Annotated in this window: 21 protein-coding genes, 1 other RNA gene and 2 pseudogenes; 3 read left to right on the top strand and 21 right to left on the bottom strand. The window is 34.1% G+C overall.

Annotated elements, in window-relative coordinates:
* Positions 1-120: 120 nt before the first annotated feature.
* The 19 genes and pseudogenes from OTJ99_RS06340 to OTJ99_RS06250 form a co-directional block, all read right to left on the bottom strand.
* Complete coding sequence (locus OTJ99_RS06340; protein WP_045164817.1) at positions 121-1,509, bottom strand: NCS2 family permease; 1,389 nt, start codon at positions 1,507-1,509, stop codon at positions 121-123.
* A 231-nt stretch (positions 1,510-1,740) separates the two neighbouring features.
* Complete coding sequence (locus OTJ99_RS06335) at positions 1,741-2,964, bottom strand: S1C family serine protease (protein ID WP_045164818.1); 1,224 nt, start codon at positions 2,962-2,964, stop codon at positions 1,741-1,743.
* A 93-nt stretch (positions 2,965-3,057) separates the two neighbouring features.
* On the bottom strand, positions 3,058-4,461 hold the full coding sequence (locus OTJ99_RS06330; RefSeq protein ID WP_045164819.1) for a sensor histidine kinase: 1,404 nt from the start codon (positions 4,459-4,461) through the stop codon (positions 3,058-3,060).
* A gap of 27 nt (positions 4,462-4,488) precedes the next feature.
* On the bottom strand, positions 4,489-5,160 hold the full coding sequence (locus OTJ99_RS06325; protein ID WP_045164820.1) for a response regulator transcription factor: 672 nt from the start codon (positions 5,158-5,160) through the stop codon (positions 4,489-4,491).
* 18 nt (positions 5,161-5,178) lie between these two features.
* Complete coding sequence (locus OTJ99_RS06320) at positions 5,179-6,156, bottom strand: AIR synthase family protein (RefSeq protein WP_045164821.1); 978 nt, start codon at positions 6,154-6,156, stop codon at positions 5,179-5,181.
* A gap of 25 nt (positions 6,157-6,181) precedes the next feature.
* Positions 6,182-6,541 carry a phage holin family protein gene (locus OTJ99_RS06315; protein WP_045164822.1) on the bottom strand — a complete coding sequence of 120 codons (360 nt, stop codon included), beginning with the start codon at positions 6,539-6,541 and terminating at the stop codon, positions 6,182-6,184.
* A gap of 45 nt (positions 6,542-6,586) precedes the next feature.
* Positions 6,587-7,123, bottom strand: a complete 537-nt coding sequence (gene pgsA, locus OTJ99_RS06310) for a CDP-diacylglycerol--glycerol-3-phosphate 3-phosphatidyltransferase (RefSeq protein WP_045164823.1) — start codon at positions 7,121-7,123, stop codon at positions 6,587-6,589.
* A 93-nt stretch (positions 7,124-7,216) separates the two neighbouring features.
* Complete coding sequence (locus OTJ99_RS06305) at positions 7,217-7,861, bottom strand: single-stranded DNA-binding protein (protein ID WP_045164824.1); 645 nt, start codon at positions 7,859-7,861, stop codon at positions 7,217-7,219.
* 69 nt (positions 7,862-7,930) lie between these two features.
* Positions 7,931-8,092: a hypothetical protein gene (locus OTJ99_RS06300; protein WP_235374574.1), complete on the bottom strand. Its 162-nt coding sequence runs from the start codon at positions 8,090-8,092 to the stop codon at positions 7,931-7,933.
* Positions 8,093-8,105: 13 nt separating this feature from the next.
* Positions 8,106-8,330 (bottom strand): hypothetical protein, encoded by a 225-nt coding sequence (locus OTJ99_RS06295; RefSeq protein ID WP_045164825.1) that lies wholly within the window; start codon positions 8,328-8,330, stop codon positions 8,106-8,108.
* A 57-nt stretch (positions 8,331-8,387) separates the two neighbouring features.
* Positions 8,388-9,164 carry a polysaccharide deacetylase family sporulation protein PdaB gene (gene pdaB / locus OTJ99_RS06290; protein ID WP_045164826.1) on the bottom strand — a complete coding sequence of 259 codons (777 nt, stop codon included), beginning with the start codon at positions 9,162-9,164 and terminating at the stop codon, positions 8,388-8,390.
* Positions 9,165-9,249: 85 nt separating this feature from the next.
* Positions 9,250-9,690: a DivIVA domain-containing protein gene (locus OTJ99_RS06285; RefSeq protein ID WP_045164827.1), complete on the bottom strand. Its 441-nt coding sequence runs from the start codon at positions 9,688-9,690 to the stop codon at positions 9,250-9,252.
* A 78-nt stretch (positions 9,691-9,768) separates the two neighbouring features.
* Positions 9,769-10,461 carry a tRNA threonylcarbamoyladenosine dehydratase gene (locus OTJ99_RS06280; RefSeq protein WP_045165532.1) on the bottom strand — a complete coding sequence of 231 codons (693 nt, stop codon included), beginning with the start codon at positions 10,459-10,461 and terminating at the stop codon, positions 9,769-9,771.
* Positions 10,462-10,582: 121 nt separating this feature from the next.
* Positions 10,583-10,791, bottom strand: a non-coding RNA gene (ssrS, locus tag OTJ99_RS06275) — 6S RNA.
* A gap of 34 nt (positions 10,792-10,825) precedes the next feature.
* A pseudogene (locus OTJ99_RS06270) lies at positions 10,826-11,820 on the bottom strand (acyl-CoA dehydratase activase).
* Positions 11,789-12,082: a hypothetical protein gene (locus tag OTJ99_RS06265; RefSeq protein WP_235374575.1), complete on the bottom strand. Its 294-nt coding sequence runs from the start codon at positions 12,080-12,082 to the stop codon at positions 11,789-11,791. The pseudogene OTJ99_RS06270 and the gene OTJ99_RS06265 overlap by 32 nt, the downstream one beginning before the upstream one ends.
* Before the next feature lie 173 nt (positions 12,083-12,255).
* Positions 12,256-12,879 (bottom strand): acyl-CoA dehydratase activase-related protein, encoded by a 624-nt coding sequence (locus OTJ99_RS06260; protein WP_235374576.1) that lies wholly within the window; start codon positions 12,877-12,879, stop codon positions 12,256-12,258.
* Positions 12,851-13,048 (bottom strand): hypothetical protein, encoded by a 198-nt coding sequence (locus OTJ99_RS06255; protein ID WP_235374577.1) that lies wholly within the window; start codon positions 13,046-13,048, stop codon positions 12,851-12,853. The genes OTJ99_RS06260 and OTJ99_RS06255 overlap by 29 nt, the downstream gene beginning before the upstream one ends.
* A gap of 2 nt (positions 13,049-13,050) precedes the next feature.
* Positions 13,051-13,782: an acyl-CoA dehydratase activase-related protein gene (locus tag OTJ99_RS06250; RefSeq protein ID WP_235374578.1), complete on the bottom strand. Its 732-nt coding sequence runs from the start codon at positions 13,780-13,782 to the stop codon at positions 13,051-13,053.
* Positions 13,783-13,964: 182 nt separating this feature from the next.
* Between OTJ99_RS06250 and OTJ99_RS06245 the strand changes: the two are divergent.
* Positions 13,965-15,680: pseudogene (locus tag OTJ99_RS06245) on the top strand (IS1182 family transposase).
* On the opposite strand, the gene nth reads toward OTJ99_RS06245, so the two are convergent.
* Positions 15,628-16,278, bottom strand: coding sequence for an endonuclease III (nth, locus tag OTJ99_RS06240; protein WP_045164828.1), 651 nt, complete (start codon positions 16,276-16,278; stop codon positions 15,628-15,630). The pseudogene OTJ99_RS06245 and the gene nth sit on opposite strands and share 53 nt — an antisense overlap.
* A gap of 67 nt (positions 16,279-16,345) precedes the next feature.
* Between nth and OTJ99_RS06235 the strand changes: the two genes are divergently transcribed.
* Together OTJ99_RS06235 and OTJ99_RS06230 are read left to right on the top strand one after the other, a co-directional pair.
* Entirely contained in the window at positions 16,346-16,591 is a 246-nt protein-coding gene (locus tag OTJ99_RS06235; protein ID WP_235374579.1) for a GNAT family N-acetyltransferase, read from the top strand.
* Positions 16,539-16,823 (top strand): GNAT family N-acetyltransferase, encoded by a 285-nt coding sequence (locus OTJ99_RS06230; RefSeq protein ID WP_235374580.1) that lies wholly within the window; start codon positions 16,539-16,541, stop codon positions 16,821-16,823. Before OTJ99_RS06235 ends, OTJ99_RS06230 begins: the two co-directional genes overlap by 53 nt.
* Here the strand turns inward: OTJ99_RS06230 and murJ are convergent.
* Entirely contained in the window at positions 16,813-18,384 is a 1,572-nt protein-coding gene (murJ, locus tag OTJ99_RS06225) for a murein biosynthesis integral membrane protein MurJ (RefSeq protein WP_045164829.1), read from the bottom strand. The genes OTJ99_RS06230 and murJ overlap by 11 nt on opposite strands.
* Positions 18,385-18,396 lie beyond the last annotated feature (12 nt).

The raw sequence follows: 18,396 nt of genomic DNA, 5'->3' as shown, positions 1-18,396 counted from the left end.
AAAACCTCCTAAAGTTCTGCTGACAAGTGCTAGACTCTGATTAAGAGAATTTTAAAATGTATAATTATTCAAAACTCTGATTTTTAAAAGGGGAGCAAAAATGATGCTCCCCTTTTTTTTCTAATGAGCAATGACCATGAATCTTAAGATGAACAGAATAGCAAGCACGTAAGTAATTGGATGTACCTCTTTTGCCTTTCCTCTTAAAAGTTTAACCAATACATAGAATATAATACCTGCTGAAATACCATTCGCGATACTATAGGTAAATGGCATTATAACAATTGTCAAAAATGCTGGCAGAGCTTCTTCAAAATCGCTGAAATCAATCTTCTTGATTGAGCTAATCATCATAACACCCACAGCAATAAGTGCTGGAGCTGTCGCCTGGGTTGGAACAAGCCCGATAAATGGAGCGATAATAAGCGCAAGGATAAAGAGTATTCCTGTTACAAGTGAAGTAAGACCAGTTCTCCCACCTTCTTCTATACCTGCAGCACTTTCGATATATGTTGTCACAGTAGAGGTACCAAATATAGCTCCAACAATTGTTGCTATCGCATCTGACATAAGTGCTCTGTCCATATTAGGTATATCACCTTTTTCATCAAGCATACCTGCCTTGTCTGCAAGTCCTACAAAGGTACCAATACTATCAAACATGTCAATGAGCGTAAATGTCAGAACTACTGCAAATAAACTCAAAAGGACAGCTCCAATTCCTCCGCCTTGATTATGCGCAGAAAACAGTCCTGCAAAATCAAAGTTGAAAGCTGAAACTTTGAATGCTTCTAAACTAAATTTAAACTTTGAAAGGTCAACAATCTTCAGTGGAAAGCTTATTATTGTGGTAATTATAATCCCAATTATTATTGCACCTTTTACTCTTCTTGCAATCAAAATTCCAATTATCAAAAGTCCAATTACAGCAATAAGTGCACCACGTGAAGCTATTACACTCTTGTTTATATCAGGATTATTTGTAAAAGAATTGAATGCTGCAGTAAAATCACCAAACTTTGGCAGTTTCGAACCCGGGTCAAAAACCACTATCCCACTGTTGATAAACCCTATAAAAGCAATAAACAGTCCTATACCTGCAGTCATCGCATGTTTTAAAGGCTGGGGAATTGACTTTACTATTGCTTGTCGCAGACCTACAGCAGTGATGAGAACAAATATAATACCTGATATAAACACTGCAGCAAGGGCTTGTTGAGGAGTGTATTTCATCTGGAGGCACACTGTATACGTGAAAAATGCATTAAGCCCCATTCCCGGTGCCAAAGCAAATGGAAGATTTGCATAGAGTGCCATTATAAGTGTACCAACAGCAGCCCCAATACATGTTGCAAAAAACACAGCATGTTTGTCAAGCCCCGTTGTGCTTAAAATTGAAGGGTTAACAAATATTATGTAAGCCATTGTTATAAATGTAGTAAATCCTGCTATGACCTCTGTCTTGACATCTGTATGTCTTTCTTTGAGTTTAAATAGATTTTCTAACACAAATCATACCACCTTTCATCGAACATTTTTTTAATTATAAATCCGAATGTTTGGATATTACAAGTACATCTTATCAAAGTAGTTGGCTTTATGTCAATAATTAATTGTAAACAAATTTATAAAAGACAACTTAAATATTCGAAATAATTATCTACAAAAAAAAAGACCCTTGTCCTTTTAAGACGAAGGTCTTTTTTTTTGAAGAATTTGAGCAAAGTTCTAATTCATCTATTAATCGCTTGTATTTATTGGTGTACCAAGGGTTACCTTAAAATCTTTTGTCTGACCATCACGCAACACTCTGATAGTGATTATATCTCCAATCTTATGAGTAGAGAGTATAGATTGAATATCAGAAAATGTAGTTACTTTCTTACCATCTATCTGCAAAATTACATCTCCCTCTTTAAGACCTGCTTTTGCCGCACCTGTGCCTGGATATACTTTTGAAATATATAATCCTACAACATTTCCAGCTCTATCATAATATTCCATAACAGAGATACCTATTGTTGGTCTTAAAACTTTTTTGTATTTGATTAAGTCATTTACGATTGGCTTTACATAGTTGATTGGTATAGCAAATCCCATTCCTTCAACACCAGTTTGAGATATCTTTGCAGTGTTTATACCTATTACTTGTCCACTGCTATTTACAAGTGCTCCACCACTATTTCCAGGATTTATTGCCGCATCGGTTTGTATCAGAGGTATTTGCACACCATTCTCCATATCAAGTTTTCTATTCACAGCACTTACAACACCGAATGTAACAGTACCAGCAAACTCCTGACCCAACGGATTTCCTATTGCAATAACAAACTCACCAACTTTAACCTTTGAAGAGTCTCCAAGTGGTGCAACGGCTGTTACATATTTTGGATCAATCTTTACAACTGCAATGTCGCTGAGTGCATCTGTACCTACGATTGTTGCTGGTACTTCCTTTTCACCAGAGAGAATAACTGAAATGTTTTTTGCACCTGATACAACATGGTTATTTGTTACAATATAGCCGTCCTTGCTTATAATGACACCTGAGCCTTCACCAATTGTAATCTCTTGTTCTTCATCGGTCCACCAGTTGTAGGCTGTGCCTTTGTTCTTGATTCCAACCACAGCCGGACCAACTTTTTTGGCAACATCTGTGACAAATGAATCGTTCCCAGAATTCAAAACAACTGTCCTTGTGACAGGCTCTAAATTATTTGAACTTTCTAAGTTAAGACCGCTTATAGCTGAGTTTACATCGTTTTTGAAATTAGAGAAGCTTACCCCAAAATATCCCATAAATATAATAGAAACTAACAGCGCACCAATTAAGCCTCCTATAAAACTTGCAAGTAAATACTCTTTTATAGATTTCTTTTTCCTTATAGTCTTTGGAATTTCAAAAGTGATAGGGCTATATGATGGTTGATAATTTGGAGTTTCAAAGTCGAATTTATCAGACATCTTATCCTCACTTCTTGCAATTTATTTTTCAATTATAATTCTACCTCTTGAATTTGAAAAAATTATTAACGAACTGTTAACAAATAATAAAAATTATTTCAAATCCAGAGTAAAGGTAAACTTTGTTCCCACACCTTCTTCACTTTCAACCCAGATGTTCTGCTTGTGGAGCTTTATAATTTCCTTCACAATAGAAAGCCCCAAACCTACACCTTTTTCAAGGCTGCGTGACTTATCCACCTTGTAAAATCTTTCCCATATGAGTTTTTGAAGCTTCTCTGGAATGCCAATGCCAGTGTCTTCAATTGTAATATATGCTTTATCGTTTTCAACTTCGGAATAAATATAAATCTTTCCCCCAACTTTATTGTACTTTATCGCATTGTCCAAAAGGTTGTGAACCACCCTACTAATTAAATCCCTATCTGCTTTCACAACAAGATTTTCATCCACCTGTAAAAAGACTTCTATGTTTTTTTCTTCAATTCGCTGTTCAAACTTGATTAACTCCTCTGCCACAACAGAGTAAATCTTAAATGTAGTCAAGTTTAAATTTATCTTTCCCCACTCAAGCCTTGACAATTCTAACAGTTGATTTATTAAATTGTTAAGCTTGATGACCTCTTCTCTTACCAGGTTTAAATAGAAATCTCTCTTGTCATCAGGTATCGTCCTGTCAAGTATACCTTCAATAAACCCTCTTATAGAGGTAAGTGGAGACCTTAGCTCATGAGAGACATTTGATATAAAACTCTTTCTCATCATCTCTAAGTTTTCTAACTTCTCTGTCATGTAATTAAAAGAAGCTATAAGCTCCCCAATCTCATCATTGTTATTAACCGGCAGAGGAATCCTTTCTGAAAAATCTCCTTCTGCGATCTTTCTCGAAATACTTGCAAGCTTTTTTATTGGAGTGATAATTCTTTGTGTAAGAGCATATGTTATAATAAGAACCAATATTACCTCAAACAATGTAATAAGCCATATTATTCTATTATACATTCTTAGGGTCAGACGAATATCATCTGTTGATGTGATAAGCAAAAGCCCAGAGACCACTTGATTATTTATCACAACAGGATAGCCAATTATTAGATATTCTTTTTTTACAATACTTCCTATTAGTGTCTTTTCTACAGCGATATTACCACTGAATACCTTATCCCTAATTCTTTGAAGAATTGGATCATTTAAAAACACCTGTTCGTCTGAATTCAATACAACATTTCCATTTCTGTTTATCAACAATATTGAAGCATTTAAATAGTCACGTAAAAAGTTTATCTCAAATCTAAGCCTGTCCTTTTCTAAAAATCCTGTGATATACCACAGTGCAAGACCTGTGGCAATTTTCTCAGCTTCGCGAACAAGCTGAGTTTGTTTTTGCGAAATAAAATAATTTTCGGTGAGGTTGTTGAGTATTGTTCCAAAGATTAGAAAACCCATGACAATTATAATTGTGTAGATGATGACAAACCTAAAATATATAGATTTCAACTTGATTCACATCCCTAAAAAAAGGATTTAAATCTCAAATTTATAACCCACACCCCAAACAGTTTTAATACGCCAAGGATATTTGTCTTTTTCTATCTTCTCCCTAATCCTTTTTATATGAACATCAACAGTTCTGGTATCTCCCATAAAGTTGTAACCCCATATGTGGTCAAGAAGCTGCTCACGTGTAAATACCTTATTTGGATGAGATGCTAAAAAATATAAAAGTTCTATCTCTTTTGGTGGCATTTCTATAACCTTGTCTTCAAGCTTCACCTCGTATGTAGTTAGATTAATTGTGAGGTTAGGATAAACCACCACTTTTTCGTCGTTTACTTCACCTTGAGTTCTTCTTAACACAGCCTTTATTCTTGCAATAAGCTCTTTGGGGTCAAATGGCTTGACAATATAATCATCTGCTCCAAGCTCCAATCCCAACACTTTGTCAAATGTCTCCCCTTTTGCTGTCAGCATTATAATCGGAATGTTACTAATTTTTCTGATTTCTCTGCACACTTCATATCCATCTTTCTTAGGAAGCATTATATCAAGTATTACCAAATCAGGCATTTCTTGTTTGAACATATTTATACCGTCAGTACCATTATGAGCCATTACAACGTCAAAACCTTCCTTTTCTAAGTATAATTTAATTACCTCACAAATTTTTACATCATCATCAATGACAAGTATCTTCATCTTCTTTTCTACCCCTTTTTATACTACTTTGTAAATCTCATCAATTGGAAGCTTATCTATAAGAATACTCTCTCCATTTGAACTTATAAACTCTATCTTTGTGTCTTCAACAATCTCACCAATAACACAGCATCCAATTCCCTTTTCTTTAAGTTCAGAGATTAGATCATCTTCTTCACTGGTTGTAATTAACATACTTCCACTTGAAATAAGTTTATACGGGTTTAGATTAAAGAAAGAAGAAACTTTTTTAACACTGTTACTTAAAACAATTTTGTCCTCATAGATTTTTGCACCTTTTTTTGAAGCTTTACAAACCTCATAAATTGCACCAAAAAGCCCACCTTCGGTGATATCGTGCATAGAACTTGCATACTTTCTCGCAATCAAACCTTCTTCTATTACACTTAGTCTGTTGATATAATCTTCTATTTCGGATATCTCATGTGGGGTTAAAATTCTCCTAAGTCTCTCTTTTTCTTTATTATAAAGTATAAGTGTACCTTCTATCCCCAATGTTTTTGTAACAATAATTTTATCACCCACTTTTGCACCTTTTGTTGAGATGAGCATGTGCCGTTGTACTTTACCAAAACCTGTTGAGACAATTAAAGGTTTTGTAACAATAGGCGATACCTCACTGTGACCACCTAATAGCTGCACATTGAACCTTTTACAAGCCTCTTTTATCTCTTCCAAGATTTGAACAAACTCATCCTGACTGCTTTCTGGTGGCATGAGAATAGTAGAAAGCACTCCTATTGGCTCGGCACCTGCTGCTGCCAAATCATTGCAAACAACAACTACCGACAGATAGCCCGCCATAGAGCTTGCTGCTGTAATTGGATCGGTTGTAATAACAGCAATGTCACCTTTTATATCTACTGCTGCTGAATCTTCTCCAATATCCGGCCCAAGTAAAACATCGTCTCTTGCTGTTTTTAGCTCAAATATATGTTCATTCAATATCTCAATGGGTATTTTCCCTATTTCCAAACAAAAGACCCCCTTTATAGGAAAATTAAAATACTCTGTCTGGCAGAAAAATATCAAACATTCCAACTACAAATGAAGTTATCAAATTAGCAACAAACGGCACCTTTATTCCTGGGACTGACATATTAGCAAAGTACAGGGCACCAAATGTCACTAAAAAAGCAATAATTCCTCTCCCAATTGGTGTTCTGTAAAGTGTTGTAATCCTTTCGATTATATATGTTATCACAGATATTGCAGCAATTAAAGCTATTCCCATCATCCAGTTGCTAAAAACGAAGTTCGGATAGATTATCTGCATTAAAAGCATCATAAAAGAAGCCCCAACAAACCTCACAATAATACCGAGCCAGCTCGCGTACTTTCTTTCTGTCTTTTCACTCATAACAAAAGCACCTCCTATTTGTATTTTTTCACGTTTAACTATTTCTTATTCATCGGAGGTGCTCCTCAGCCTTCTATATTCGCTTAGATACTTCACAGTATATACTATAAGTGCAAATATTGCAAATATTACTGCTATTACTAAAATATAGAGTGACATTTCTAATTTTAAGAGAAGAGATATTATAGCAATGTAAAACAAAACAGTAGCAATCTTTCCGTATATGTTAGCTGAAACAACAATCTTTATTCTCCCGTATAAAATGGCTGAGCCAACAATCATAAAGAGTTCTTTAAACAGGACAATGTAAAAGATAATAGGAGAAATATAACCCTTATAGACAAAACACCATAAAACGGTAAGTATCATTAGTTTATCAGCTAAAGGATCAAAAAGTTTTCCGAATTTTGTAACAATATTATAACGGCGTGCAATAAAGCCATCCAAGACGTCAGTTAAGCCTGAGAACAAAAATATTCCTATTGCTATCATGTATCTGTATTTAAGGTTTGAAAAAAAGATTAACACAAAAAGAGGAATCAAGAAAAATCTTAAAATCGTAAGTAAATTGGGAAGGTTCAATAAATACACCTCTTTATTCTCTTTTGTCACTTTTTAAGATTTTATCACATTTTTATGAGAATATCTATATCAAAAAGCCTTCTTAAAGAAATTTCAGCTCTTTTGCCGTTCATTTTCAACCTTTTCAAGTTTGAATATAGACACTTCATAAGCAGTTCTTGTTTCAATTTCACCAGTCTCTAATCTCTTCTGATAGTCTCTGCTTTGAACCCTTCCCCATACCTTTATATTATCTCCTATTTGAAAAGTACTTGCATATCTTGCATTTCTACCCCACGCAATACAGGGAATATAATCTGATTTGCCATAAAGCCTGTTTACAGCCAGCAATATGTCAGTTATTTCTCTGCCCAGTGGAGTTGTTCGATACTGAGGCTTTTTACAAATATAACCATTTAAGAAGATCTCATTGATATTCTTGGCAGGGTCAACGCTTTCTGCATTCTTTATATCCCTTGCAAAAATGGTAAGGATAAGCCTATTTCCTATATTTGACGGATTGTTATAAGACCTAAATTGGCCAATGACTTCTATAAAGCTCCCCTCGTCAAGATTGATATTTATCAGAAGTCTATCAGACACTGTGACAACTAATATATCTTTTTGCTGAGAAAGTCTTGGTACTTCAAGTTTAAAGGTAAAAAATTTTTCACCATAACTTTCGTGACTAAAACTAAGAGGGGTTATTACCTTGCCACATAAGTAAACTCTATTATTGTCTAAAGGATTCTGAGGCATGGCAAATACCATCCTTTCGTATTTTTTTGCTTATTCTTATCCTATTCAAAAACTTGCGTTTTTAGACTTTCAAATTAATTGAAACAAAACTTTTAATGTAGTGATGAGAGGATAAACATACAAAAGTTCGGAATCTATTGAAGTACAATACACACCTTCTTCCTTAACCTCTTTTTCAACCACAAGATTTCCCTCAATATCTTCAACAGCTCTTTGGAAAAACAAGTTCATAGTTATTTTATTGTCACTTCCATAGTCTAAATGAGTAACAATCTGAATACAAAATGATATAATCAAAAAGTAATTTGAGCTGAGACTCTAATAACAGAAGATGTCCCTTTTTACCACTGATTTTTACTAAATCTATCTCTAATATTTTTTTACCCTTTTTTTTAATAGCATCAACAAAGCTATTTTTAAATATCTCTTTCAGTTGTTTACTATTAGACAGAACATATAACTTTGTCATAACACTTCACCGTCTAATGTTGAGTGTATATATTAGTGTGACCGGCTTTCTTCTAATTTATTTAACTTTATTTTCTAACTTTTGTTGTACACCCTGGTGGTCAATATAATAGTTGTTTTTGTATATCAATTCAGAGACTGTAACAAATTGATATCCTTGCTTAGAAAGTTCACCTAATATCTTAGGAAGAGCATATTTAGTATTTTTTGCATTGTTGTGAAACAAGATAATTGAACCACTCTTTGCTCTTTTTAGCACTCTTTTAGCTATCTCGTCTGCAGGCAAGTCTTTCCAATCAAGTGAATCAACATCCCATTGGATGACATAATAGCCTAAGGAAGTGAGTGTTTTGATAAGAGTATTGTTATAATCAACATATGGAGGTCTGAAGACAACTGGTCTTTTGCCAATGACCCTTGAAATCTTCTCTTCACAGGCTTTAACGTCTTTTACAATATCCTCTTGAGAGAGTCTTGACATGTGTAGGTGTTTGTCAGAGTGGCTGCCAATCTCATGTCCATTTTTATAAATCTCAACTACATCCTCAGGGTATCTCTCCACCCAAAAACCTACTAGGAAGAATGTAGCTTTTGCATTGTACTGTTTTAATATTCTGAGAAGGTCTTTTGTATCATCATTTCCCCAAGCTGCATCAAATGTAAGTGCAATCTTTTTATCATTCCTTGCAACACAATAAATAGGAAAGAAGTTTTTTTGATTCACAACCTCTATTGCAATTTCTGAATAGATGTAAATACAACTTACAAGAAGACTAAGAAACAAAAAGTAAAGTGATAATTTTACCATCTTTGAAAGATTAAAGATTCTTATCATTTTTAATTTTTTTTTTAAGACAATTTTTCTACAGTAAGTTTATGAAAAGCAGGTAAATAATATGCAAAAGAGGAGAGTCTATAGCTCAATCCAAACTCTCCTCTTCTCTTTCATTTTCGGTTTCATTTTCAAACTTACTTATCACAGACTGAAGTTCGCTTTTTATCCTTTTTATCTCTTCTTTTAAATTCTGTAATGTTTTTTCATGTTGTTCAATTTCCTCAAGCAATGCTTTCTTTTTGTTCTCTCCCTCTTCTATAGCTTTAGAAACAATACTCTCTGCTTTTTCTTGCGCAATAATTAATAGTTCTGCAATTTTAATTTTCTGCTCATTTAACTTTGAAAACTCTTCTTCGAGCTTACTTAGCTTCTTTTTTAACTCTTCATTTTCTTTCTGAAGCTCTGAAATAGCCTCTTGTTTTTCTTTTATTTCTTTTTCATATGTCCTCTCAAGATTATTGATATATTCAATTACAGAACTCGGCTTAAATCCTCTAAATGTTCTTGCAAATTTGTATGTATTCATTCTCCTATATATCCTCCATTTTTCAATCCTTTTTTGATATTTTAACACAAATAAACATCTAATTGTACAACAAATTTTCTACCATCCCAGTATGTCCTTCACAACCTCATAAGCCATCAAAAATCCTGCAACAGGTGGAACAAAAGAAATGCTTCCTGGAACATGCCTTTTTTGAGTTTTTTCTCTTAGAAATCTATAATCTGGCTTAAGTGGCTTTTCTTCTGAGTAGACTACCTTTAACTGTTTTACACCTTCTTTTCTAAGTGCACTTCTTATCTTTTTGGCAAGTGGACAGTTTTTGGTTGAGTAGATATCAGAAATCCTCAGCAAAGTTGGATTTAGTCTGTTCCCCATTCCCATACTACTTATGATTTTAATCCCTTTTGAGGTCCCAAATTTAATTAACGCAACCTTTGCAGCTACATCATCAATTGCATCAACTATGTAATCTATCTTGATATTGCCAAACAATTTTTCAACGTTATCCGGAGTGATTTCTTCTTTAATTTTAACCACATTTACAAAAGGATTTATATCCAAAGCTCTACTGTATGCAATATCAACCTTTGGTTTTCCTATATTCGACATAGTAGCTATCAACTGTCTGTTCAAATTTGAAGCTGACACATTATCTTTGTCCACTATAACAAAGTTTTGTATCCCGCATCTTACAAGTGCTTCAAATGCAAAGCTTCCAACACCACCAAGACCACATATTACAATGCATACTTTCGATAGTTTTTCAAGTTCTTCTTGACCTATCAACATCATTGTCCTTTGAAAGATATCAGTTGTGTTCACTTTGACTCTCCTTCCTGTTAAATTCAAGAGCACAGTTAAAAAAATAAAAGACCCATTTCAACTTTATGGGCCTTTTTGTGCTTCTTTTGCCAGGAACTCCACCATGCCGTCCTCAGGGAGTTTCCCAGACCCTGCCCCAACAGGTGGGTATCCTGCCAATAGCTTTGCATTACTTCCTGTTTGTCACCCAAGCAAAACCTTGGGTGGGAAGCCTATGCGCCACTATTGGACTCCGGATTCCCTTTTATGATGGTGTTGGCCTGGAACTTCACCATCTTGTAACGTACACGGCAGAGTTCCTTTTTAGGCTACTTTCTTTTCTAATTTAAATATATCACAGATTTTTTGACTTTTCAACATGGTAATTTTTGCTACTTGAGTATTTCTGGCATCTATCACCCCATGTTGCAACTAAGTTGTTATTGTTGTAAAATTCTACAACTTCACAATTATTAGAACACTCTTTGCATTCAAATCCTCTCGTTTCAAACTTGCTGCCGTTGATACAGTCAAATCCTTTAAAATTGCTAACAAGCCCTCTTGTTTTTTCTTTTGATAAAAGTGCTATACCTATGGCACACATAACATTAAAATATTTTGGCACAACAATCTCTTTTTGCAATACCTGCTCAAAAGCCTTTTTCATTGCATTGTTTGCGGCAACTCCTCCTTGAAATATGACAGGTTCTTCAATCGTCTTTCCCTTTGCTACATTTGAGATATAGTTTCTTAGGAGTGCCAAACAAAGACCAAAAAGTATATCTTCTGGAAGATGCCCAAGCTGCTGTTTGTGAATCATGTCAGACCCCGCAAATACAGCACATCTTCCTGCAATTCTCACAGGATTTTTAGATTTTATGGCTATCTCCTCCATCTTTTCAATCGGAATGTTTAGTCTTTCTGCTTGCCTGTCTAAAAATGAACCTGTTCCAGCAGCACAAATAGTGTTCATTGCAAAATCTACCACAGTTTGGTCTTTTATCAAGATTATCTTGAGTCTTGCACACTTATTTCAATTATTGTTCTCACATTTGGCACAAAGTGGATTGCTGCTTTTACATGTGCTGTAATCTCGTTTTTTACAATGTCTGCTCCAATCATAATAGCTGCAAGATTGCGACCAGACCCTGTTGTCCCAGCACCTGAGATTTTTAGTGTGTCACCATACTTTTGGTAAAGTTGTGTAAGCACCCTTTGCAATGTTTCAATTGGTCTGCCTTCTGTTCTTACGTATATACTTTCTATGACGTTGTTGTTTTTATCTAACAACACCACATTTGTACTAACAGAGCCTATATCAATTCCAAGAAAGCACTCTAAATTGTCCACTTTTATCACTCCTTGATTCAATTAAATCTAAAAATGCTTCCAAACGTGTTTTTAGCCCAACATCGCTCTCTACTTCATCTACCACAATATGCAAAAGAGGAATTCGTAGCTCATTTTTAAGATTAACAAGGACAGATTTTGCTACTATCTCTGGCATGCATGTAAGAGGAAAAACATGAACAACACCAGCAAAATTTCTGTCCTCAAACCATTTTGTGTAGGCAATAGTTTCTCTTGCGTGACCGCCAATTAAGTTCTCCATTACACCTTTCTATTTCTTTACAACAGGATCTTTCTTTTTTATCAAAGGATATATCAGATGATTATCAATCCAGTAGGAAATATACAAATTTCTTTCTACTTCATATCCCATATCTCCAATTATTTTTGCAATGTTGAGACCTGTGAAGTCATCTATGATAGTGTATATTTCTCCTACAATTCAATCTTTTTTATGTTCTCATCCACTACATACACATTGTCTAAAAGTACATCCGTAGTATCTAATAGCTTCTTCATCTGGTCGATGCCTTCTGTTTTTAAAGCTTCACTTTTAAATCGACTGTATATCTTATCAACACTTCCTTTTACCATCTCCCTTGGCCTCAAGAAATGCACCCTTTTCTCAATCTTGTCCACCATTTTTGCTAAACTATAGATTTTAGGCAAAATACCAATCAGGTTTTTCTTGGCAAAAAACTTCCCTGCCTCAGATAAAAATTTTTCAATTCCATAATAAGGGGGTTCAATAATAATCATCTGAACATCAAACCCAGCGTCTTTTAAAATCTCATTTTGAAGTGCTCCATAGTATCCAAACCTGCAGGGACCACATCCACCAAACATCACAATTGTATCAGCACCCATTTTAATAGCTTGAATAAAATTTCCTATATTGAGTTTAAAAGGCATACATATAAATTCTGGCGAGTATTCTTTACCAATTTCTAAAGTCTTCCTATTATTTAGTGCCGGAATAACTACTTCAAATCCGAGTTCCTCAAAAAGTGGTTTTGCAACTATATAGAGATTACCCATATGTGGAAATGTAATCTTCATCTTTTTCCCTCCATCCAATCATGTCAATGAAAGCTTCTATTCTTGTCTGAATTCCAACATTTGAGGAATGTTCATCTAAAGTAATGCACAGATAAGGTAAATCCAAGACCTTGCATTTTCTTCTGATCAGTTCTTCTAAAATAGAATCTATACCACAACCGAATGTCATAATTATATAACTCCGTCAAGTTTCAGGTTTTTTTGAGCCCACCAGAAGTATTCATATATATTTTGGGCAGTGGACCAAAAGAAAGGTTTTGGTAAGTCGGATACAATAGTATCAATTGAAATGTAGTTGTATGAAGGATAAAGTGGATTATAACCACCTGACTTTATAAGTTGTAAAATCCTCTTGTTGAGATTATTATCAAAGATAACATAACTGTGCCCTAAAATTAAAATATTTTTCTTCTCTTTTATAGTTAGAGGTAAATACTCAAAAAGATTTCTGCCACTAAAGTTTTTTACAATATTTCTCAATCGTCTTATGTCACTTATAAAATGTCTCCCAAGCTCTACTAAAAACTTGTCTATGCAAGAGATCCCATTTCTTAGGTTGAGCTCTGGTGAAATTATTCTCATGTGATTGTAATGTGCTTTTACCAAGTCAGGAATTCCAATAATTTTAGGACATGAATAGGTTTTGTAGCTGATTGAGGCAAGTCTTGGCAGCAAAAGGATATCAATGTCTGTGTTTTTTACCAGGTATTCAATATGGCCGACGAGCAACTTTGCAGGCATGCAAATTTCTTCTATACTATTTTGTATTCCAAGCTCTACCATCTCGTTTGTTGTAGGTCCAGAGAAGATTGCTTCTGTGCTTGCAGAAATTCTTGAGATAAAATCGGCTAAGAACCTTTCCATTCCCATATAACAAAAGCTATTCGGAATTCCAACCCTCATGGTCTTTCTTCTTTTATTGAGATTGGCTATTTACATATTATCTCCAATTTCGTCTTAAAAAATACAAAAAAATAGAGGCTGTCTAAAAAGATGAGGTGACAGTCTCTTTATTTTTACTGTATTTACATTGTAAGATATTTATGATATAATATCTCAGAAATGATTACATAAGGAGGATTAATATGCCACGCAAACATGATAAAATAGTCTTCAAAGAATATAACCCCAACCAATTAATAATGCCAATCGACCCTGAAGCCTTTATCCCTCAAACTCATCTAGTAAGAGCAATCGATAAAATCATTGATAAAATAGATATCTCAACCATAGTAGAGAAATACAAAGGTGGTGGGACTTCCAGCTACCATCCTTTGATGCTTTTGAAAGTACTTATCTATGCTTACATACAGGGGATATACTCTTCAAGAAAGATAGCAAAAGCACTTCAAGAGAATATAACCTTTATGTGGCTTTCAAAACTTCAAACCCCTGATTTCAGAACTATCAATAGATTCAGAAAAGAGATAATAGGTGATTGCATTGAAGAGATTTTCGCACAAGTTATTGAACTTCTTGTAAAACTGGGGTATGTAAACTTTGAGTATTACTACCTTGACGGGACAAAGATTGAAGCAAATGCGAACAAGTATACATTTGTATGGGCAAGAAGTACAAGAACATACAAAAAGAAATTAAGAGAAAAAGTAAGAGAAATTCTTAATGAAATAGAGAGGATAAATGAGGAAGAAGACAGAATTCTTGGCGAGTTGGATGTCAATTTAGAAGCTGATTATGATAGCCAAGAGCTTGAACAAAAAGTTGAAGAACTCTCCCAAAAGATAGCAGAAGCTAACTTTGGGAGCAAAAGGAAAGAAAGGAGAGTGAAAAAGCTTGTAAAAACTCTCCAAAACAACTGCGTATTAAGACTCAAGAAATATGAGTCTTATGAGCAGATCTTAAATGGCAGGAATAGTTTTTCAAAAACAGACAATGATGCCACATTTATGAGGATGAAGGATGACCATATGAAAAATGGGATGCTAAAACCCGGGTATAATGTACAAATCGGCACACAGAACCGATTTGTCATAGGTTTTAGCATCCACCAAAGTCCCACAGACACTGTCTGTCTAAAGGAACACCTTGAGCTTGTGACGAAGATAACAGGTTTCATGCCAAAGAACATTGTAGCAGACAGTGGCTATGGGTCTGAAGAAAACTACCTTCATCTGAAAGAATGTGGCATAAATAGCTACATTAAGTATAACACATTTGACTTGGAACAGACAAGAAGATTTAAGAAGGATATTTTCAATGTAAGGAACTGGGAGTACATAGCTGAAGAAGATGCATATATTTGTCCTGCTGGTAAGAAGGTGAAATACTTATATCCGAAGATAAGTGCAAATGAGAGAGGATTTGTAAGTTATGAGAAGGTATATCAATGTGAAGATATTTGTAATGGTTGTGAACACAGAGAAAAATGTTATAAAGGTAAGAGATGGAAGAAGAGATTTAGTATAAGACCGAGGTTAGAGAAATTGAAGGAAGAGGTGAGGCAAAGGCTGTTAAGTAGAGAAGGCGAAGAGATTTACGAAAAAAGGAAGATAGAAGTTGAGACAGTATTTGGGATAATAAAGAACAATAAAGGGTTTAGGAGATTCCTGCTCAGGGGTATGAAGGGTGTGAAGCTAAAGTAGAGTTTGGTTTGTATTGCCTATAACATAGAAAGATTGGCGAAGATAATAATAGGGGGTTGGGGCAAAATTGCCAGCCAACCCTCTTGCTTTTTACTGCATAGTTCAATATTAACATTAAATACCATCAAATGCTTGATTTTGGTTATTAAAAATTATTGTTTTTGGACAGCCTCTTGTAAAAGTCACATACATTATTGATAATGCACTGACTACAGTTTGGTTTTCTTGCTTTGCATACAGCTCTTCCATGATAAACCATGAGATTACTAAATATAGTGTACATATCCTGAGGAATTATTTTTCTTAATTCAAACTCTATTTTATCAGGGTCTTCGCTATTTACAAAACCAATTCTGTTTGAAAGTCTCATACAATGTGTATCAACAATTATAGAAGGTACTCCAAAGATGTTTGCCATGATAACATTTGCAGTTTTTCTACCAACACCTTTTAGTGTTGTTAGCTCTTCGATATTGTTTGGCAACATGCCATTGTACTTCTCAATAAGAAGTTTTGCTATTTCTTTTATACTTTTTGCTTTGTTTCTATAAAACCCAACAGATTTTATATCTTTTTCTAACTCTTTTAAATCAGCATTTGCAAAATGCTCAAGTGAAGGGTATTTTTTAAAAAGTGTTGGAGTTATTTTATTTACACGCTCGTCCGTGCTTTGTGCTGCTAAAATTGTTGCTATTAAAAGCTCGTATGGTTTATTATATTCTAAGGTACACTTTGGCTCTGGGTAGAGCTCTAAAAGTTTTTCTATTACGTATATCGCTTTTTGTGTCTTTGTAATCTCTATTCACTCCCTATCTGTTTTTTGAATATCTAAAAATAATTAACAAAGAAGGTACTATTTACAAATGATTATAAGAAAAGCAACAATCTCTGACATACCACACATCTTATCAATCTATAACTATGAAGTCTTAAACTCAACTTCAACATTTGACATTAGTCCTAAGTCTACCGAAGATTTTTTGAAATTATTTGATAGGCACAGTTCAAAATACCCAATTTATGTAGTTGAGGATAACTCAAAGCTCATAGTTGGGTATGGGTATCTCTCTCCTTTTTTCAGAAAAAGAAGGATATTTTCTTACTGCTGAAGATTCTCTATATATCCACCATCTTCACAGAGGAAAAGGTATTGGTAAAACGCTTTTAAAATTTTTAATTGAAAAAGCAAAGGAAAACAAAATCAAGAATATAATTGCCAAAATCTGTGCTGAAAACCAACCAAGCCTCAACCTACACAAATCCTTAGGATTTGCAGAGGTTGGAAAGCTGTGTCAAGTAGGCTATAAATTCGGTAGATACTTAGATGTGGTCATTTTGTAACTAAGTCTTTGAACTTGCTAAGCGCAATTTTTGAGTTTTCAAACAGCCATTTGACTTCATTGACTTTTAAAGTATAAATCACAATTGAGTATGAAATAGCTCCACAAAATATCTGGATTGCTAAATTTATTGTGCGTGTTAAAAATATATGCGGCGTTTGTATATAAACAAACCTTTTGACAACCGTTATAGTTATTACCATACATATTGAGGCAAAAATTGATTTTAAGAGCACAATAAACGAGTTTTTAAAATTTATCTTACCTATTTTCCTAATTAAACTTCTCAAAAGCAAGAAAACAGAGACATATGCAACAACACTTGTACCCAGAGCCAAGCCTTTGTGCTGCAAAAATCTAACAAGAATTATATTTAATCCAATATTCACAAAAACAGCAATTATTCCGTTTTTCATAGGTGTCAGTGTATCCTGGATTGAATAAAATGTTCTGCTAAGTATATCTCTCACCGCATACCCTAAATACCCTAAGGAAAAAAACATAAGAGCACCACTTGTAAGGTATGTAGACTTTTTATCAAATGCTCCTCTTTCATAGACAACTTGGACTATTTCAGTGTTAAGAATAAAAACTCCAAATGTTATCGGAATCATTATCAAAATTAGGGAGTTAATTGAAAGTATCAAATACTTTTTAAATTCTTCTTTCTGATTACTTGAAAAAAATCGTGATAGATAGGGGTAAATTACTGCTGAGATTGAGGCACTAAAAATACTATAAACCAACCCATTTAATTTCTCAGCATAGTTTAAAGCTGAAATACTTCCTTCTTGTAAATACGAAGCTAAGTATCTATCCACAAAAGAGTTTAACGAAATCACAGAAGAACCTATAAAAACTGGTAATACAAGTTTAAACATCTTTTGTATATACTCGTCCTTTATATTAAAATCAACTTCCAACTTAAAACCTTTTTTCTTGGCAAACGGAATTTGAAATAAAACCATCGAAAAATATCCTAAAACAAAGGCAGTTGCAACAGCGGAGATATCAAGAAAATCTTTGAGAAAGATTGAAAAAATGATTATCGCATTAAAAGGCAATCCTACCAATACCGGAACAACAAAGTTTTCATTTGATTGAAGAAAAGCCTGAAAGATATAATTTGCTCCCAAAAAGATTATATAAAAAAATGTTATTTGCATAAGGGAAGATGTAAGTACTTTTCTTTGCAAATCAAATCCTCTAAATATCAAATCAACTATAAAAGGTGAAAATATACAACCCACAACTGCAATAAAAAGAGCACAAGTCGAAATTAAAAAAAGAGACTTATTTACAAACTTGTTTGCCTTCTCTTTACCTTCTTTTACTACTATTTCATTATAAATTGGAATAAACGTTGTTGAAAACGAAGCTAGAATACTTGCAAAAAAAACGCCCGGCAGCAGCTGGGCAGCAATTAGCGAATCCAATTTATAACTTGTTCCGTAAACCGCACCTAATACAACCTCGCGCAAAAATCCAAATATCTTGGAAAGAATTGTTGCTAACACTACTAAAAAAGTAGCTTTTGTAATTTTCTTTGTATTGTCAGACATTCAAGACCGCCT

The organism is Caldicellulosiruptor naganoensis (genome assembly GCF_026914285.1).
Taxonomy (GTDB): Bacteria; Bacillota; Thermoanaerobacteria; order Caldicellulosiruptorales; family Caldicellulosiruptoraceae; genus Caldicellulosiruptor; species Caldicellulosiruptor naganoensis.
The sequence above is the reverse complement of the archived record's forward strand: the minus strand, read 5'-3'. Positions and strand labels throughout refer to the sequence as shown.

What these genes read in the sequence shown, in the direction of transcription:
- OTJ99_RS06260 (WP_235374576.1), bottom strand. Translation starts at nt 12,879, where the DNA reads ATGAAGATTACATTTCCACATATGGGTAATCTCTATATAGTTGCAAAA.
- OTJ99_RS06295 (WP_045164825.1), bottom strand. Translation starts at nt 8,330, where the DNA reads ATGACAAAGTTATATGTTCTGTCTAATAGTAAACAACTGAAAGAGATA.
- OTJ99_RS06280 (WP_045165532.1), bottom strand. Translation starts at nt 10,461, where the DNA reads ATGATGTTGATAGGTCAAGAAGAACTTGAAAAACTATCGAAAGTATGC.
- OTJ99_RS06315 (WP_045164822.1), bottom strand. Translation starts at nt 6,541, where the DNA reads ATGAGTGAAAAGACAGAAAGAAAGTACGCGAGCTGGCTCGGTATTATT.
- OTJ99_RS06335 (WP_045164818.1), bottom strand. Translation starts at nt 2,964, where the DNA reads ATGTCTGATAAATTCGACTTTGAAACTCCAAATTATCAACCATCATAT.
- OTJ99_RS06325 (WP_045164820.1), bottom strand. Translation starts at nt 5,160, where the DNA reads ATGAAGATACTTGTCATTGATGATGATGTAAAAATTTGTGAGGTAATT.
- OTJ99_RS06300 (WP_235374574.1), bottom strand. Translation starts at nt 8,092, where the DNA reads ATGAACTTGTTTTTCCAAAGAGCTGTTGAAGATATTGAGGGAAATCTT.
- OTJ99_RS06265 (WP_235374575.1), bottom strand. Translation starts at nt 12,082, where the DNA reads ATGGAGAACTTAATTGGCGGTCACGCAAGAGAAACTATTGCCTACACA.
- pdaB (WP_045164826.1), bottom strand. Translation starts at nt 9,164, where the DNA reads ATGATAAGAATCTTTAATCTTTCAAAGATGGTAAAATTATCACTTTAC.
- OTJ99_RS06285 (WP_045164827.1), bottom strand. Translation starts at nt 9,690, where the DNA reads ATGAATACATACAAATTTGCAAGAACATTTAGAGGATTTAAGCCGAGT.
- OTJ99_RS06255 (WP_235374577.1), bottom strand. Translation starts at nt 13,048, where the DNA reads ATGACATTCGGTTGTGGTATAGATTCTATTTTAGAAGAACTGATCAGA.
- murJ (WP_045164829.1), bottom strand. Translation starts at nt 18,384, where the DNA reads ATGTCTGACAATACAAAGAAAATTACAAAAGCTACTTTTTTAGTAGTG.
- OTJ99_RS06305 (WP_045164824.1), bottom strand. Translation starts at nt 7,861, where the DNA reads ATGCCTCAGAATCCTTTAGACAATAATAGAGTTTACTTATGTGGCAAG.
- OTJ99_RS06230 (WP_235374580.1), top strand. Translation starts at nt 16,539, where the DNA reads ATGGGTATCTCTCTCCTTTTTTCAGAAAAAGAAGGATATTTTCTTACT.
- OTJ99_RS06250 (WP_235374578.1), bottom strand. Translation starts at nt 13,782, where the DNA reads ATGAGGGTTGGAATTCCGAATAGCTTTTGTTATATGGGAATGGAAAGG.
- OTJ99_RS06235 (WP_235374579.1), top strand. Translation starts at nt 16,346, where the DNA reads ATGATTATAAGAAAAGCAACAATCTCTGACATACCACACATCTTATCA.